Raw genomic sequence first — 16708 nt, forward strand, 5'->3', positions numbered from 1 at the left:
ACGTTCCGTCGTGACCTATGGAAGGCGCAACAGATTTGCGGACCGCTGTTGGACGTCGGCGGATAGACCAAGCTCATGCATAAATACGAGCGCGATCATCCCTCGTGTATGCCACATCAGCGAGAAGCGGTCCCCACCAGCCGCTGTCCCACCGGAATGCGCGAGACCATTCCGCGTGTCGCGAAGCTGTCGAGTCCATGACGCAATTTCGGGGATCAACGTTTTCACCGCTTCAGCGTCAGGATGCCTCGCCAAGGACGCCATCCGGTCGCGAAAGCTGGGTGCGGCGTTGAGTCGGTCAAGTACCCAACGCCGGTGCTCGGGAACGTCGAGAATCGCTCCAACTTGTTCGCGGATACCCGTGATGGCCTCCGGGCTGAGACCGGTGAGGTTTTCGATCTCTTCGGCGCCGTAGAGTGCCCCATGAAGAGCCTCAGCGGTGACTGCGGAAGTCAGAAGCCGCGTCTCGACATACCCCTGGGGTGAGTAGCTCATGCCGAAGAACACGTTGCATGCCGCCGCGGTCTTTCGGCGCAACGCGAGCCACCGGCTCACCACCTGCGAGAAGGGCATGTCCTGGCAGGAAAATCGAACATTGTGCCCCTTCGATGCCTCAGCGGTCGGATCGGCGGTGTGGACGCGCGGTCCATACTCGTCGACGTGGACTGGCATTTGAACGTGGCGGGTGTTGCCGTCCTCGGCGGGCAGCTCGATCTCTCTGCTCTCCGCGAGAGTCAGGTGCATGGCGATGACGCCGCACGGCTGACCCATGGCGAGCGTGAGAAGGTCCATCATCTCCAGCGCTACGCGATCGAAGTCCGAGGCCCTGGAAGGTTGTGAGGCGATGACGCGGAGCACCGTGGTGTTGTCCCCTACAAGCGTCGTCGATGCCCTCGTGTAGTGGGCGCGGAATCCGCTCGATGACGTCTCGGCGATGTACTTCCACCCTCGATCGTCCTCCGCAATCAGGGGCTCGGCCGTCTCGATGTGAGCTTCGAACCCATTTTCGCCGTGCCACGGAACGGTATGACGCAAGTTAGCAGTTCCGACCCACGAGGTGAGATTTTCAAGGCGGACAACAGCTTCTGTGAAGACTTCATCTTCCACGCCGTCGAGGAGAACGCCGACGAGAACTCGTTGCGGTTCCATTCGGTGAAAAATGGGTCGCTCGCCAAAATCCCCGCGACTGCTTGTCGTAATCGGTTTGAGCAGAGTGACGGACTTGCCCTCCGAAAGTCCGTGGACGACGGGGATGTCGCGGAAGCCGAATCCGATTCCCGTCAGCCCATTGCCATACTCCGTGCGCTCATGCGTATCGAAACCGCCAACAAGTTCCAGGTTCGACGATCCGTCGGGTTCGATCCGCAGGATTCCCGGCTGAGTGTCATCGGGATCGTCTGGTAACCACCAAACGCCTGCGTAGGTAAGTTCGGTCACATCGCCATCCTGGCGCAACAGGCGACTGTCCCGTGGGCCTACCTTGGTGGCGGCCTCTGAGGTGACGGCCGGTCCGGGCTCCTCCCTTGCCCGGACCTGTCCTCAATGGCTAGCTCGCTCCATCCTTGCTCTTCAGGCCTGCACCGAAGGCGCGTTGTACGCATCGACGGTGATCCGGACCGCGGCGACAGATGATGGCCATGACACTTCCACGGAGGCGGTTTCCCCTGGGAGTAGCCACTGATAGTTGTCGCTGTACTCGGCGGGCAGGACCCGTTTCATCCACCGGTCTCGGACTGAGAGGCGCGTCATGGGCGCGACCGTTTTCCCCCGGTTCGTGATAGTCACGGTCCGGGACGTTCTTCCCTTCGCGGTTGTCGTGCGCCCCGAGCTGATGCTGAGTCGCGTGGAGCCGAGACTCGTCAGAGCGGTCATGTCGTCTGCCTTGGCATAACGCCAATAGGTGTTGGTCGACAGCAGGGACCCCCTGGAGTCGTGCATGTCCAGCCGTACCAAGTGAAGGGCCGGAGCGGTTTTCGGCGTGGGGACGGTGAACGCGGTTGCGATGTCCGAAGCGGCGACGTCGACACGTTGCGCGATCGGATACCCCAGCCTTGTGCCTTTCAGGTCGTAGAGGGTCGCGGTGAGCCGGGCGCCCTTCCGGGCTGTGCGAGTGTGGTTCACGGCGACGACTCGCCAGTCGACCGGATCCGCTTGGATGTGAAGGGGTTCGCATCCTTTGCGAGACCCGTAGTAGGCGCCGTTGACATCGAGGTCGTAGTCATAGGTCTGCCAGACCGTCGAGTACCAGGTCGGGTGGGACATCCACAGGAGTAGACCGGTTGCGTCGCTCCAAAGGTTGGCATTCCAGGCTTCGAACATGGCTCTGTGGTTGTCGTAGTTGACGAACTGGGCTCGGCGGCTGAATTGGTCGAGGGTCACCGACGAGCCGAGGCGAGTATCGATGGCTGCTTTGTACCCGGCTGTCTGTTGGTTCGCCGTTTCGGACCAGTCGTGATAATTCCACACTTCGCTGATCGGCCATCCCTGCTCCTTGCCGACGAGGTTCTGCATGGTTTCGGTCACGCTGACGACCGGCATGCCGATTTCGGTGTGGAACCCAAAGGCGTTGGTGTCGTAGGTCGTCTTGTCGTAGTACTGAGCTGGCTCCAGAGCGCGGTAGGGGCCGTGACCGCTGACGACGCCGCCGGCAGAATTTGGGACGTACAGCACTTCATCGTCGTTGTCGGCGACCGCTTTTCGCATGCCGGCGTCGAGGTGGGCGGGCGGGTACTCCTCGTTGGCGCCACACCAAATAACTATCGACGGGTGCGTGCGGTAGCGGCGGATCGTCTCGGCTACGGCGTCCACGTATCCAGGAATGTCGTCCAGGAACGTTCCGGCTTCCCAGAAATCGTTCCAGACGAGGATGCCGTATTGGTCGCAGAGGGCATACAGCTCTTCGCGATTACTGGATCCAAGCCAGTTGCGAATCATTGTGAAGTTCATGTCGCGATGCATTCGAACGGCCGCCTCGAGGCGGCCAGGGACGGCTCGGCGGAGGAGTTCGTCGTAGCCCCAGTTTCCGCCTCGGCAAAACACGCGAACGCCATTGACGCTGATGGTCACCTGCGTGATGACGTTGCTGACGGATTTCACGGTCTTCCACGTCGATCCGTCATTGGAAACTTGAACCGTGTAGTCGCGGGCGTAGGCCTGCTCCCAGTCGATGGCGATCTGATCGAAGGTGACGGGCTTGCCGAAGTCGACTTGGATCCACTGATTGTCCTGATAGGAGGAGGACCATCGAGTTCTCGGGTTGCCGTCAACGGCGTTGGCTGCAGGATTGCCATCGTCGGATGATGCGGTCGCCGTCGAACCGGCTGCCAAGTCAATACTCGTCGATGTCGCAGTGTTGAACGCCGCGAGGGTCCAGAGGGAGATGCCGTAACTTGTGGCTCGTGCGCCTCCTTGAATCTTGAGGAACTGCGCCGTCTGACTGTCGAAGCTTTCGGTTTGGGTGGCAGAGTCGCCTAGGGCCGCGTTGTTGTCGATGGCGACGGCGTCCTGCCATGAGATTCCGTCGCTGGACGTCTGGACGATGAAGTTCAACGCGTAGGCACTCTCCCACGCGATCTCGACGCGGTCGAATGATTGCGTGGAGCCGAGGTCGACCGCGAGCCACTGGTTGTCGGCGTACTCGGACGACCACCGGGTTGTCGTGTCACCGTCAACGGCTTTGTCCGCTGTTCCCCACGAGTCACTCACGCTGGAGGAGGTGGCGGTTCTCCGCAGAGCGAGGTCTGCGGTCGGCGACGCGCTGGACCGCACGGCGAGCGTGTAGAGGGAGAAGCCGTAGCCCGTCGCTCTCTTGCCCATCTGGACACGTACGTATCGTGCTTTCGCTTCTGCGAAGTTGACGACCTGGCCCGGAAGATCACTTCCCGAGGTGACCACGAACGTGGGTGAAGAGGACGGCGGCACAACGACGGGTTCGTTTGATGCGTAGCCGAATTGGCGGATGCCAAACTTCGAGGTCCGCTGATCGCTCACTGTTTTGTTCTGGATCGAGGTGAGAGTCAGCGTGTGAAGGCTCGCGTCGCCGTAACCATTAGGCCACCACAGCGTCGGATTCTTGATCCGCAACGACGCGAAATCCTTCGGGGAGAACACGACATCGACGGATTTTACCGCCGGGATCGTGACGGACTTGGTCACGCTGACTTTGTCGAAAGCCGCCTGCACCGTGACAGTCACGGGCGCCGAGGAGACGTTCGCGACAGGAACCGTGATGGTCAACTCGGCTATGGACAGAGCCGGCAAGTTCGGCAGGACCGATTCAACACGGGCGTCTCCGATCACGGTGCTGCCGGTACTCCGCAGCCGGACGTGATCCCACAGGCCAGCTCCACGATCCCGGACGGCGGGCATCCAATCCCATCCTGAGGCCGCGAGATAGGTGGGCGAATCAAGGTAGAGGTGACCGCCCTGAACGAATGTGTTGCCGTTACTGCTTTTATCACCCGGAGTACCCGGATGTGCCATCGGAGTGACCTGGACAGCGACGGCCTGTGCAGCTCCTTGTTTAAGGGCCTTAGTGATGTCGAAGATCCCGCGTCGGAAAGGGTTCGGAGTCGAACCGACATTTACGCCGTTGACCCACACCGTCGAGGTGGAGGTGATGCCATCAAACTCGAGCCACACGTGCCGCCCGGCGCCCGTCGCCAACCCTTGAGGCACGTTGAATTCGCGGCGGTACCACCAAGAGTGTCGCGAGAGCGCTTCCGGAATCTCGAGGTTGTTGTATCCAGAGACGGGGTCCGGAAAGTGCTTCTGCTCGACGAGCGACCCGAGTACCGAGCCAGGAACGGTGGCCGGAACCCAGGTGTCCACGTCGGTTCCGGTCATGGACAGCTCTGTCCCGCCAGCTTTGCCCACAAAGTCATCGAGTGTGAGCACCCATCCTGATTCGAGGGGCACTGTTCCGTCGCTCGAGACCTTGAGCGCGGGAGGGGTGAGGTGCCGTGAACCCCAGCTAGTCCAGCCGGTGGCCGTCGGCCGGGTCGACTTGCTGGTGCCATACACCTGGAAGCCATTCAGGCCGACTGGATTGCTGTTAGATCGCTGCGTCGCCGTCATCCGGATCCACCTGGCGGTGACTGGCTGCGTGAGAGTGATGTCCATCGACGCTCCCGCGCCTGAGGTCGTCGAGTACACCGGCGTCCAAGTGCGGTTGTCCGTCGATGTCTCGAGTGAGAACGCGGTTGCTGCGCTCGAAAGGATTTCCGTGCCGTACGTGCTCGAGTAGTTGCCGTCGAAGGCGGCATCTTCGAGGGTCGCCTCGAAAGTGAGAGTGACCGCGGCAATCGAGCAGGGCGCTTGTAGGTCGACGGCAATCCACTGGGGATCGCCTGTCCGGGCCCGCCAACCGGTACCCCGGACCCCGGAACCGGGCAGCCCGTCTACGGCGAAGCTTCCTGGTGTCGGCGCGTAGTCGGTCGACGAGACAGCTACCGGACGGTAGAGGGCAAGGTCGGTCTGACCCGCATCCGGCTTCGTTTTCGGCGCTGCTGCCTCCGCTTGAGGCGCTGCTGCGGTTGCGAGGCCGAAGCTTGCGAGGAGGGTGGCTCCGCCTGCGATGACGCCTCGGCGGGTTGGCTCGAAAGAGTGGGACGGTGTTTCAGGTGGGTTCATCGTTGAACATCTCCGATCATGACAGCGTTGTCACATGGTGAAACGAACGGCGAAGGCAGTCAAGGGAATCCACAAAGTCTTTTCGCTCTCAACGTGGCCGCAACGGGGACACGCGCGCACGGGCATGACCGTCTACCTTCTGTCGGGCGCGGTTGCAGCCGCGTGGACATCGGCTTGACGACAACGGCACAGGGACGCCTCTGGCGGCGGAGCCCGCAATCAAAGGAGCGCAAGATTGAACGATTCACCACCAAGTGCACTTGTCTCAGCCGGTGCATCCGCGGCTCTTGGACGAGCCCTCGCCACCATCGGCTCGGCGTACGAGCACGGACTGCGATTCGAGGTTTCACCTGGCTTTATCGCGTACGCCACCGGCGAGCCTTTGGCACGGATGAATGGCCTCCTCCTCGAGCACGCGGACGCCCGCACGTTGGACCACGACCGGGCCGAAGAGGCCGCTGCCAAGATCACTAGCCTCGGGCTGCCTTGGACTGTTCAGGTGATTGAGAGTGGGCTGCTGGCAGGGCTAGAAGACATGCCGGACCTATTGACTCAACGGCACGACGTCGTCAAAACGTATGTCGCGCCGCTGACGCACGTAGAGACGCCTCCTGTTCTGTCGGGCTTCACCATCCGAACTGTCACCGGCATTCGAGGGGTCGACGACTTTACGTCCGTGCTAGGCGCGGCTTTCGACATGAAAGGGTCCCTCGGCATGGCATTGGTACATCCCTCAACGCTTTCGGATTCAGGGATCGCAGCCTACGTCGGATATGTCGGTGATGAGCCGGTCGTGTCCGGATACTCGGTCACGGATGCGCCCTGGATTGGAGTCTTTGCAATCGGTACCCTCCCGGAACGCCGCCACCAGGGATTCGCGGGAGCGATGACATCGTGGATCATGTCGGAAGGTAAACGGGCCGGCGCCACGGCGGCTTACCTTCAAGCCAGCTCGATGGGGTTGCCTCTCTACGAACGTCTCGGCTTCAGGGATGCCCAAGACGACATCCATTACGTCGTGGAGCCCGTTTTTCTCGCCGAACGTTGACAGGGCGCCTCCGCCCGGTGTGCCAGCGCTGTATTTCGTTCCCTCGCGGCAATGGCGGAGACGCTCCTGCCCTCTCTAGAGGTTGATGGCGTGGCCGATGAGCCCGTGGAAGCCCTCCTGGAGCGCTTCTCCAAGGGTTGGGTGAGTGTGCACGTTCCGGGCCAGCTCCATCGCCGTCAGATCCCACTTCTGCGCCAACGTCAGCTCGGGTAGCAGTTCGGACACGTCCGGGCCTACCAGGTGTGCACCTAAGAGTTCGCCGTACTTCGCGTCGGCAACCAGCTTGATGAAGCCGACGGGTTCCCCTAGGCCCTGTGCTTTGCCGTTTCCCTGAAATGGGAACTTCGACACCACGACGTCATGACCCTCAGCCCGAGCCTGCGCTTCCGTCAAGCCGAACGAAGCCACCTGTGGTTGGCAGAATGTCGCGCGGGGCATCATGCGGTAGTCCCCGAGTGCCATCGTCTCCGCACCCGCGATGGTTTCTGCGGCCACCACGCCTTGAGCTTCCGCAACGTGGGCGAGTTGCAGCTTCGCGGTCACATCGCCGATCGCATAGAGGTGAGGCACAGACGTCCGCATGAAGTCGTCTATGTCGATGGCTCCGCGATCGGTCAAGGCCACGCCGGTGCTCTCCAACCCATATCCACTTGTTCGCGGAGCGAAACCGATCGAGACCATGACTTTGTCCGCCTCGAGCGTCGACCGTGTGCCGTCGGCGGCCGTGATCTCGACCTTGACCGTTGTTCCATCGTCTCGGATCGATTCCACGCGGGTCGACGTGAGAATCTTCACACCCAGCTTTCGATATTGACGGGCGATCTCTTTTGAGACGTCTTCGTCCTCGTTGGGCAACGCTCGATCTAAGAACTCGACAATCGTGACATCGACGCCGTAGTTGCTGAGGATGTAGGCGAATTCGATGCCGATTGCTCCCGCTCCGACGATGATCATCGACGCGGGGAGGTCTCTGTCGAGGATCTGCGTCTCGTAGGTGACGACGTTGTCGCTGAGCGCAACCCCTGCGGGGAGTCGAACGGTGGATCCCGTCGCGATTATGGCGTCCGTAAAGGTGACCATCGTCGCCGTGCCGTCCGACAGGGACACGTCAAGAGTCGTCGCGTCCCGGAAAGTTCCGAACCCGTCAATTTCGGTGATGCCGTTCTTCTTCATCAGGAAGTGGACGCCTTTCGCGCGGCCGTCGGCGACCTGTCTGCTGCGGGAGATGGCAACGCCGTAGTCGAAGTGAACCGGCCCGGAGATGCCGAACTTGTCCGCCTCATGAGTGAAAACGTGAGCCAGTTCGGCGTTCCGAAGCAGCGCCTTCGAGGGGATGCAACCGATGTTCAAACACACGCCGCCCCAGTACTGCTTCTCGATTACAGCGACGCTTTTCCCGAGTTGAGCGGCGCGGATCGCCGCGACGTAGCCGCCGGGTCCGGCGCCGAGGATGACGACATCGAAATGTTTTGACACTTGTTCTCCTAATCAACGCAGGTCCCGTACGCCGGCCTTTACAGTTCGTACTCGGCGGCGAAGACTGGTTCGGCCAAACGACTCTGACGGCAGGGCGAGGCAAACGGCAACGCTTCGGCGGGGCTACCTGTTTCGCATAGTAAAACGCTTGGGCGCGGCTACCCGTTTCGCATAGTCAACAGCGCGGCATCTGCGCTTGAATCGCCTGCACGTCGGAAACACCGTCATTCGAACCTATCGGAGCGTCTTCCATAGGCGGCCGAGCGTGGGTGTTCCCCTGTGGGACACGGTGACATACGCCGTCGCTTCTTCGCTCCTTGCGAGGAGGGTCAGGGATGCCCTCCTTCGTGCGGCCGGCATGAGCACGCAGAACAGAAGCGAATACCGTCACACTGGGACCTCTGCTGGATTAGAAGAACCCGCGGGCCCGTGGCAGAGACAGCCCATGCTCTCGACCAGCGCCGCCCTATGTTGTCGTGGCCGTGGACGGCGGCGTTGCTGACGGCAGGTTCAGTCCGCGCACCCTCAATGGCCAGAGGCCAAAGGAGCCGTCCACGACGCCTCGATCCTCACCGTCGTTAGAACGAGCCGTTGTCGTGAGGGAGCTTTGCCGGCACTGGCACGACGAGGCCCCAGTGTTCGACGATTTGGCCCGAGGCGATTCGCCATACGTCGTTCACGATCACGGGTCCGTTCAGCTCGCCTCGTGCCCGCGTGTAGACCACGTCACCTTCTGCGATGATCGCGCGAATTTCCTGGTACTTCACGCTTTTGTCGTATTCAACGTCTGTGGCCGACGTCAGATACTCTTTGGCGGCCGACTCGTCTCCGCCCACCAGCACTCTCGCCGCCCAAGCCGAGATGAGATCTCTGTTCTTCTCGGCGTGATCCTCAACGAGGAGCGACTCCGCTTCTGGAACGGCAACGGGGGAAGGAACCGGTCCGGCGGCGCCCGGACCAAGAGCATCCCAGTGCTCGACAATGCGCCCGTCGACGACACGCCAGACGTCGTATCCGATCAAGGGGATCGCGGCAAAACCGGAAAAAATCCCTTCCGTCACTACCAGCTCGCCGTCCGCAATTGTACGAACAAGCTCATAACTCGAGGTGGCCGGAAGCTGCGAGACCAGCCCTTTTAGCCCAGCAACACCGTCCGGCCCCAAAGCCGAATGCTGCACGTAGACCGGCCCAAAGATGGCGTCGATGACGCTGACATCCTTCAAGTTAAAGAGATTTTCGGTGGCGCCGATCACGACGTCTTTAGCGGACATGGGAACTCCCTAACTGGCCGGCATATGTACCGGGCAGGGGCGAACCTACCTTCGCGGACAATTCCTTGGAAGGGAAGAGTCCGCCACTCATCGATACAAATTAGCCGCCTCCGTCCGGGGCGGATACATCGCGGAGTGCGTGCAAGCAGGGCCGACTCAATGCGAGGAACCGAAGTCCACCGATCGGCCCACGTCTGCCCACTCCCGATCTTCGGCTGCCGTGGTGCGGAGGGCGTCGGCCATGAAATCGACTGCGTCACTCCCCAGAAGCAGATGCAATGGAGGCGAGGGATGCGTGGACAGGTCAACGAACACGCGCGCGACGGCATCGGGGTCGATGGGCTGCATTCCGGAACTAGAGCGAGTTCGGCGCGCCATGGCGCCAACCGTCGAGTCGTAGGCCGGATCGACCTCAGGAACCTGCATTGAGTCGCCGGCCCAGTCGGTGCGCATCGAACCAGGCTCGGCCAGGACGACACGGATGCCGAGTGGTGACACCTCTTGGCGAAGAACGCTGGAGAATCCTTCCACGGCGAACTTTGCCGACTGGTAGGCACCCAAGCCGGGTGCGGTGAGCCTGCCTCCAACAGAGGTCACTTGGATGAAGAGCCCGCTCCCCTGCTCCCTGAAGAGAGGCAAGGCTGCTTTTGTGACGAACACCGTTCCGTAAAAGTTCGCGTCGATCTGAGCCCTAAAGCTGGCAAGGTCCGTGCTCTCGATCGGGGCAATATCCGCATAGCCAGCGTTATTGACGACAACGTCGAGCTGTCCGAAGGCTGCGACCGTTTTCGACACCACTTCCTCCGCCTGTTCTGGATGCGTGACGTCGAGTCGCATCGTCCGGAGGCGATCACCATATTTTTCCCGGAGAACCGCAAGTGAACTTGTGTCCCGAGCCGTGGCAACAACCCTTTTCCCGGCTGAAAGGGCCCTTTCGACGACGCTGAAACCGAGCCCACGCGAGCTGCCAGTAACGAGCCATACTTCATTCGACATAGGTTCCTCTTCTCCAAATTTTCTTTACGCAAGGTACTTGCGTAATCTAACGCGCGGTGCGAGCGTTATTATTCCCCCATGGAGCAAGCGTTCGCCAGGGCACGTTCAACCGACGCCAAGAAGCGACGCCGACAGGATCTCCTTGAGTCGGCTGAGATTCAGGCTGGTGCGATCGGAGTACGCGGCCTCACACTGACATCCATCGCGCAACGAGCCGGTGTCCACGTCTCGGCAGTGCGCCGCTATTTCGAGTCGCGAGAGGAACTGCTTCTCGTTCTTGCGGCAACTCACTGGGAGCGTTTTGCCCTAGGCGTTGTAGACAAGGTGAGTGGCAAGGAAGACGTCGAGGCTGTCGCCCGTGCGATAGCCGAAGCGATGGACCGGGACCCTCTTTTTTGCGACCTGCTCTCGCACGTCGCAATCGATCTCGAACGGGGCGTCACGTCGCAAGCCGCCCGAACGTACAAAATTGCGGCTATCGGCGCGGTCGAGATCTGTGGGCGTTCCCTGGAACGGGCGCTGCCTTGGCTTGAAGACGGCCTCGGTAGGGAGGCTATCGGCGACATCACGGCACTAGGTGCCATTTTGTGGCAGTACGCAACGCCTACCCCAGCGCTTTCGGCCCTTTACGACAGTGATCCGCGCCTCGCTTCAGCGAAGGTGGACTTTGTTGCGCGCCTGACCCGGGCTGCAGGGAAGTTGCTGGGCGGGTTCGAGGCAAGGCGCTCCTAGACCTCTCGTTCACTCCACCAGTAACGAAGCATCATCCACTTGCAGGCAGAAGAACGCCGACGACGTCCCGGAGACCCGCCAAGTCGAGTTCGCTGCGGCTCCGGCCAGTAGCGGTGGGGAGGGTGTCCCTGGCGGGGGAATGTCCCCAGAAGGAACACGCGCGCACCGGAAAGCAAGAAGTAGCTTTTCAGGCACCCCACGAGTTGAGATTTTCAATCGGGTCGGTGAGCTTCAGGCCGCTGCCGCAATCCAGTGCCGCGGCGGCTCCAAAGCCCTACGAAATGAGCGCGGCGGACATGCAGGACGACCCGTCGAGATCGGCCACATGAAGCCATGAGGAGTCGAGCCTCGCCGTCAGCCCGAATCGACACAACCTCCCCCACATGAAGACAAAGGACCACTTGTATGACCACGATCCCGAATACAACACGCGCGTTCTCGGCAAGTCCTCTTCTGTCCGCGAGTCTTCAAGCGGTCCTCGTGGACATCATCGAGCTGCAGATGCAGGCGAAGGAAGCGCATTGGAACATCGTGGGTGCGAATTTCCGCGATCTTCACACGCAGCTGGACGAAGTCGCGGAAGCCTCTCGTGGGTTCAGTGATGACGTCGCAGAGCGCATGCGCGCACTCTGGGCCGTGCCAGATGGTCGAACCTCCACCGTGGCCGCAACCACATCGCTGCCGTCATACCCGCAGGGAGAGATCTGCAGCACGGACACCGTCGAGATGATCACTACGCGCATTGATGCCGTCGTCTCGACAGCACGACGCGTTCACGACGATGTGGATGCCGAAGACCCCACTTCAGCGGACCTTCTCCACGCGGTCATTGGAGGCCTTGAGCAACTCGCATGGATGATCTCTGCCGAGAACCGGCGAGTGCGCAAACGCTGATCGCGAGTCCCTCTGTTCGCGCAGGCGACTCGAGATGCCGGGCTAAGGCCAGGCCCTGAAACTTACGTCCCCGAGGCTCGGACCAAGACCAGTTCGGGCCGTACGCCGGGGACCCAAGCCCGACCGGAAGCGCATGCTCGCCATGTGCCCTCGCGCGGATCTAACGCAGAAGCAAGCGAAGAAATAAGGAGCTTCGATGAACTCAGTCGCAGACAACATGATTGCCGTCCTCCGCGCCAGCGGAGTCGACCACCTGTACGGGCTGCCCGGAGACAGCCTGAACGGTTTCACCGACGCTCTCCGCAGGGATGGAAGCATCTCATGGCAACACGTCCGCCATGAGGAAGCAGCGGCGCTAGCAGCGGCCGCTGATGCCGCCCTCACAGGCAACCTCGCGGTGTGCGTCGGTAGCTGCGGGCCAGGAAATACCCACTTGATCAATGGTCTGTACGACGCGCAGCGAACCGGCGTCCCTGTGTTGGCGATCGCGGCTCAGATCCCACTGAACGAAGTCGGTTCGGGGTATTTCCAAGAGACGCACCCGCAGATCCTCTTCGCGGAATGCTCCGTCTACACGGAACTCGTCAGCACCCCGGAGATGGCCCCTCGCATTTTCGAGATCGCGATCCGGACGGCCGTCGAACGGCGAGGCGTCGCAGTCGTCGTCGTACCCGGCGAGGTGTTCCTCGCAAAAGCAGAGCCGATTCGCAACCCTCGCGCCCTCACCGCCGCCACCTCGCGCGTCGTACCCACGGACAGCTCCTTGCAGGCGGCGGCTGACGTTCTCAACAGCGCCCGCGCCGTGACGATCCTGGGTGGCGCCGGAACAGCTGGCGCCCACACCGAGGTCCTGCAGCTAGCTGAACGCTTACAGGCGCCGATCGTTCATACTTTCCGAGGCAAGGAACTCCTCGAACACGACAACCCGTATGACGTCGGCATGACAGGCCTCCTGGGTTTTGCGTCTGGATTCAAGGCTATCGAGGAGGCAGACACGATCCTCATGCTCGGAACTGATTTCCCGTACCGCCAATTTCTACCGCCGGACAGAACGTACCTGCAAGTGGACATCCGCGGCGAGAACTTGGGCCGCCGAGCCCCCTTGAGCGTAGGTCTCGTCGGCACGGTCAAAGACACCATTGCGGGGCTGCTTCCAAGGCTCGCTCCAAATCTGGACGCAGCACATTTGACGCGCTCGACGATGCATTACGCAAGGACGCGAGCATCTCTGGATCGGTTGGCGGACAACGATCACGATCGAACACCCATCCACCCGCAGTTCATGACCCGCGTCCTCGACGAGGAAGCCGACGAGGACGCCATCTTCACGATGGACGTCGGCTCTCCGGTGGTGTGGGCAAGCCGGTATCTGAGCATGAACGGATCGAGGCGACTCTTCGGTTCGTTTAACCACGGGACGATGGCCAACGCTCTCCCCCATGCCATCGGTGCCCAAGTGTCCCACCCAGGTCGGCAAGTCGTCGCACTCGCCGGCGACGGCGGATTAGCCATGCTCTTCGGGGAACTCCTCACGCTTGTCCAGCTCAAGCTCCCCGTAAAAGTGGTTGTCCTCAACAACTCCTCCCTGAACTTTGTCGAGCTGGAGATGAAGGCGTCCGGCATCGTCAATTTCGGGACCGAACTCGTCAACCCCAACTTCGCGGAGGTGGCATGCTCCATTGGCCTATTTGCCCGCCGCGTCGAGGAACCGGGAGACCTTCGCACAGCCGTGCGCGAGGCACTCCAGCACGACGGGCCTGCTCTCATTGAAGTGATGACGGCGCGTCAGGAGTTGTCTGTTCCGCCCGCCATCACCGCTCAACAGGCCAAGGGATTCACGCTCTACGGGATCCGAACGCTTCTTTCCGGCCGGGGCGACGAACTCCTCGACCTCGCGGAAACTAACGTGCTGCGAAGAATCTTCAACTGAACCGTCTGCGTCATGGTCCGCCAGGAGCCCGCACCAGTGTTCGTGCTCGTTTAGGTGGCCCCGCTGGGGCCACGCCACCGAGCGCTGCCCATGTTGGGATTAACGAATGAGGCGGTTCCGCCAGCCTGAGCCCCAAGTCGGGCTCCGATGACTCAACGCGGGGGAAGCAGGCAATGTGGATGCCGAGATGATCACAGGGTGGCTCGGAAAGTGCCGCGCCAAATACATGCAACCTTCAAGTGGGGCCAACTCGTGAGCGTCAACGAAACCCTCGCCTGGATCGTGGCGTTCCTCGTCGTGACCGTTGGCGTGAGCGCTGCTGCGAGGAGGGTCGGCTGGTCGGCACCGCTCGCGTTGGTCGCCATCGGCGTCGGCGGCTCCTACCTGCCCGGCGTTCCGCGGGTGGAGGTGGAACCGGACTTTGTTCTCTCGGTTCTTCTGCCGCCGTTGCTTTTCGCTGCTGCCCTTCAAACGCCTCTGGCAGACATTCGAGCGCGTCGAGATTCACTGCTACTCCTTTCTGTGGGACTCGTTGGGTTCACGACGGTGGTGATCGGCCTGACGGCCTGGGCTGTCATACCCGCCCTGTCGTTGGCGGCAGCTTTCGCTTTCGGAGCTGTCGTTGCACCAACAGATGCCGTGGCAGTCGCAGCCGTGTCCCGGAGGACGCCGCTCCCCCGGCTCCTCAACTCTTTGCTCGAGGGCGAAAGCCTCTTGAACGACGCAACCGCACTAGTAGCCCTGAACACCGCCGTGTTGGCGATCGTGGTCGCGTTCGATCCATTCCGAGCGATTGGTGAATTTGCCCTAGCGGTCGTCGGCGGAATCGTCGTGGGGCTGGCCGTCGCATTTCTCATGGACCGCGTCCGACGCTGGGTCGTCGCCCCCGTGTTTAATACGAGCCTGTCGCTTGTGACTCCCTATGCCGCGTTCCTCGCCGCTCACGCGATTGGCGCCTCCGGGCCGCTGGCCGTCGTGGTCACCGGACTTTTCCTCGGATACCGGAACCCGGCGCTTCCGTCCGCCGAGGCACGCTTAGTCGAGTCCTTGAACTGGCAGACGATTCAGTTCCTCCTCGAAAACGCTGTCTTTCTGCTCATCGGGCTGAGCCTGCCTTCGATCTTGACGGGAGCGCTTGCTTCCGGCATTCCTCTCGGCCAAGCCATCTTCATCGTCATCACCGTGCTCGTTGTCTTGGTCGTGTCCCGCCTCGCGTGGGGCCTTGGGATTACCGCTGTATTCCGGTGGGGACCGGCCGCTCTCAGGCGGCGAAGAAACTGGCAGTGGCGCATCAATGTGCCGCTGGCCGTCGCGGGAGTCCGCGGGGTCGTCACGCTAGCCGCGGTGTTCCTTCTCCCAGAGCAGACGCCCCACCGCGAATTCCTCCAGTTCCTGGCCTTCACCGTCGTCGTCGGAACACTCCTCCTGGGACTGGCACTGCCCCTCACAGTCCAACGCGTGGCGCTGGCCCCGCCGGACTTTGACCAGGAACGCATGGAGGTCCAGCTCCTCCTCGCTGAGGCAAGAGCGGCGAGCCTGCACTTCCTCGCCAGCATCCGGGACGACGAGTACGAAGATCGCGTCCTCGAACGCCTGCGTGTAGACGCCGCTCTCCTCGGTGAGACATTGGTCGGAGATGACAGTATCCGAGCTGAGCGGTCACGGGCGTACGCAGAACTGCGACTTCGCACAATCGACGAAGAACGATCGACGGTCCTTATCGCCCGAAGCGAAGGCCGCTACCAGGAAGCAGCCGTTCGCTCAGTGCTGTTAGTGCTCGATATCGAGGAGTCAGCCGTTCGAGCCTCGGCTTCGGGTCGAACGGACTGAGCCTCGAGCATCCACATTCCGTGCGGACCGAGAACCGTGCGGCATATGCAGGAGTAAGAGGAGCAGCTGCGCTCAGCCGGCCGAAATGGATGCAAGAGGACGGCAACAAAGACACAGGCCCCGTGCGTCAGGACCCTCCGGGCGCCGATTGCTCATGGTCGCGCGCACGCTCGGCAACTATGCGTTTGCGCCACTGGACGAGTTTGTAGATGCCGATGCCCGCAGCCAGAGTCGCCGCGGCGCCGGCAATGATCGCGATCACCGTCCGCGTATCCACCTCAAAGCCCGCGTCTTCAGCCGCCTGCTGCTCTCGAGACTGGCGGAACCGCTCATCAGCTTCAGCCCTGTCGGCCTTCAACTGAGCGCTCTGCGCGAGTCGACGGGCTGCGATGTCCTCGCGGACCTTCGCGAGACCTTCGGGCGAGAACTGCAGCACTTCGGAAATGGCAGGATCGAAATGAGTCGTCTCATACGACCGATGGGCAAATCCGCCGTAGCCGTTATCGTGCACCTCGTGAAATCCGAACTCTTTGCCTTTCGGCGTCAGAAAGTAAGCACCCGGCTCGCCTTCGAGAAATCCTTGGTCCCGAAGGAGAAGATTCACTTCCATGGCCGTCGCTCCGTGAGACCTGCCGATCTCCGTAACGGAGATCCCTACCTTTGCCATGGTGCGTGCCTTCCAAGGTCCGATGGAGAATCATCGTAAGTCGTCGCGGTCGAGGTGACGCAGCAGGATCTGCGCGCCTCATTCATGTCAGGGCCCACTGGGTCACAACGCACTCTGCCCACCTAACAGATGCCATCCCCGACTGGACGGCAGGACGGGCAAGGGTGGGCAGAACGAAAGAGCTGAAAGATCGGCAAACCGATGTCAGGGGAACACTCTTCAGTGCTAGGGCG

11 protein-coding genes are annotated in these 16708 nt (G+C 61.6%); 5 read left to right on the forward strand and 6 right to left on the reverse strand.

Going from position 1 to position 16708, the window contains the following annotated elements:
• Positions 1 to 15 precede the first annotated feature (15 nt).
• Entirely contained in the window at positions 16 to 1437 is a 1422-nt protein-coding gene (locus tag AC3CBB_RS12515) for an ApeA N-terminal domain 1-containing protein (RefSeq protein WP_488624835.1), read from the reverse strand.
• Between the two features lie 132 nt (positions 1438 to 1569).
• Positions 1570 to 5631, reverse strand: coding sequence for a discoidin domain-containing protein (locus AC3CBB_RS12520; protein ID WP_488624836.1), 4062 nt, complete (start codon positions 5629 to 5631; stop codon positions 1570 to 1572).
• Between the two features lie 235 nt (positions 5632 to 5866).
• Here AC3CBB_RS12520 and AC3CBB_RS12525 point away from each other — a divergent pair, with 235 nt between their 5' ends.
• Complete coding sequence (locus AC3CBB_RS12525) at positions 5867 to 6679, forward strand: GNAT family N-acetyltransferase (protein WP_488624837.1); 813 nt, start codon at positions 5867 to 5869, stop codon at positions 6677 to 6679.
• Between the two features lie 75 nt (positions 6680 to 6754).
• Here the strand turns inward: AC3CBB_RS12525 and lpdA are convergent, their stop codons facing one another.
• From lpdA to AC3CBB_RS12540, 3 genes are all read right to left on the reverse strand, one after another.
• The gene (gene lpdA / locus AC3CBB_RS12530; protein ID WP_488624838.1) at positions 6755 to 8155 is read right to left on the reverse strand and encodes a dihydrolipoyl dehydrogenase; all 1401 of its coding nucleotides are present in this window, start codon (positions 8153 to 8155) and stop codon (positions 6755 to 6757) included.
• A 578-nt stretch (positions 8156 to 8733) separates the two neighbouring features.
• Positions 8734 to 9426, reverse strand: coding sequence for a nuclear transport factor 2 family protein (locus AC3CBB_RS12535; protein ID WP_488624839.1), 693 nt, complete (start codon positions 9424 to 9426; stop codon positions 8734 to 8736).
• 156 nt (positions 9427 to 9582) lie between these two features.
• Positions 9583 to 10422 (reverse strand): SDR family NAD(P)-dependent oxidoreductase, encoded by an 840-nt coding sequence (locus AC3CBB_RS12540; protein WP_488624840.1) that lies wholly within the window; start codon positions 10420 to 10422, stop codon positions 9583 to 9585.
• Between the two features lie 78 nt (positions 10423 to 10500).
• On the opposite strand from AC3CBB_RS12540, the gene AC3CBB_RS12545 reads away from it, so the two are divergent.
• From AC3CBB_RS12545 to AC3CBB_RS12560, 4 genes are all read left to right on the forward strand, one after another.
• Positions 10501 to 11154: a TetR/AcrR family transcriptional regulator gene (locus tag AC3CBB_RS12545; protein WP_488624841.1), complete on the forward strand. Its 654-nt coding sequence runs from the start codon at positions 10501 to 10503 to the stop codon at positions 11152 to 11154.
• 405 nt (positions 11155 to 11559) lie between these two features.
• Positions 11560 to 12048 carry a Dps family protein gene (locus AC3CBB_RS12550; protein WP_488624842.1) on the forward strand — a complete coding sequence of 163 codons (489 nt, stop codon included), beginning with the start codon at positions 11560 to 11562 and terminating at the stop codon, positions 12046 to 12048.
• Positions 12049 to 12244: 196 nt separating this feature from the next.
• Positions 12245 to 13978: a ubiquinone-dependent pyruvate dehydrogenase gene (gene poxB / locus AC3CBB_RS12555; protein WP_488624843.1), complete on the forward strand. Its 1734-nt coding sequence runs from the start codon at positions 12245 to 12247 to the stop codon at positions 13976 to 13978.
• Between the two features lie 252 nt (positions 13979 to 14230).
• On the forward strand, positions 14231 to 15808 hold the full coding sequence (locus tag AC3CBB_RS12560; protein WP_488624844.1) for a cation:proton antiporter: 1578 nt from the start codon (positions 14231 to 14233) through the stop codon (positions 15806 to 15808).
• A gap of 127 nt (positions 15809 to 15935) precedes the next feature.
• On the opposite strand, the gene AC3CBB_RS12565 is transcribed toward AC3CBB_RS12560, so the two are convergent.
• Positions 15936 to 16475 carry a hypothetical protein gene (locus tag AC3CBB_RS12565; protein ID WP_488624845.1) on the reverse strand — a complete coding sequence of 180 codons (540 nt, stop codon included), beginning with the start codon at positions 16473 to 16475 and terminating at the stop codon, positions 15936 to 15938.
• Positions 16476 to 16708: the final 233 nt, after the last annotated feature.

The sequence above is a fragment of the Frondihabitans sp. OV104 genome (assembly GCF_057787745.1).

What these genes read in the sequence shown, in the direction of transcription:
- AC3CBB_RS12550 (WP_488624842.1), top strand. Translation starts at nt 11,560, where the DNA reads ATGACCACGATCCCGAATACAACACGCGCGTTCTCGGCAAGTCCTCTT.
- AC3CBB_RS12520 (WP_488624836.1), bottom strand. Translation starts at nt 5,631, where the DNA reads ATGAACCCACCTGAAACACCGTCCCACTCTTTCGAGCCAACCCGCCGA.
- poxB (WP_488624843.1), top strand. Translation starts at nt 12,245, where the DNA reads ATGAACTCAGTCGCAGACAACATGATTGCCGTCCTCCGCGCCAGCGGA.
- AC3CBB_RS12535 (WP_488624839.1), bottom strand. Translation starts at nt 9,426, where the DNA reads ATGTCCGCTAAAGACGTCGTGATCGGCGCCACCGAAAATCTCTTTAAC.
- AC3CBB_RS12540 (WP_488624840.1), bottom strand. Translation starts at nt 10,422, where the DNA reads ATGTCGAATGAAGTATGGCTCGTTACTGGCAGCTCGCGTGGGCTCGGT.
- AC3CBB_RS12565 (WP_488624845.1), bottom strand. Translation starts at nt 16,475, where the DNA reads ATGGCAAAGGTAGGGATCTCCGTTACGGAGATCGGCAGGTCTCACGGA.
- AC3CBB_RS12545 (WP_488624841.1), top strand. Translation starts at nt 10,501, where the DNA reads ATGGAGCAAGCGTTCGCCAGGGCACGTTCAACCGACGCCAAGAAGCGA.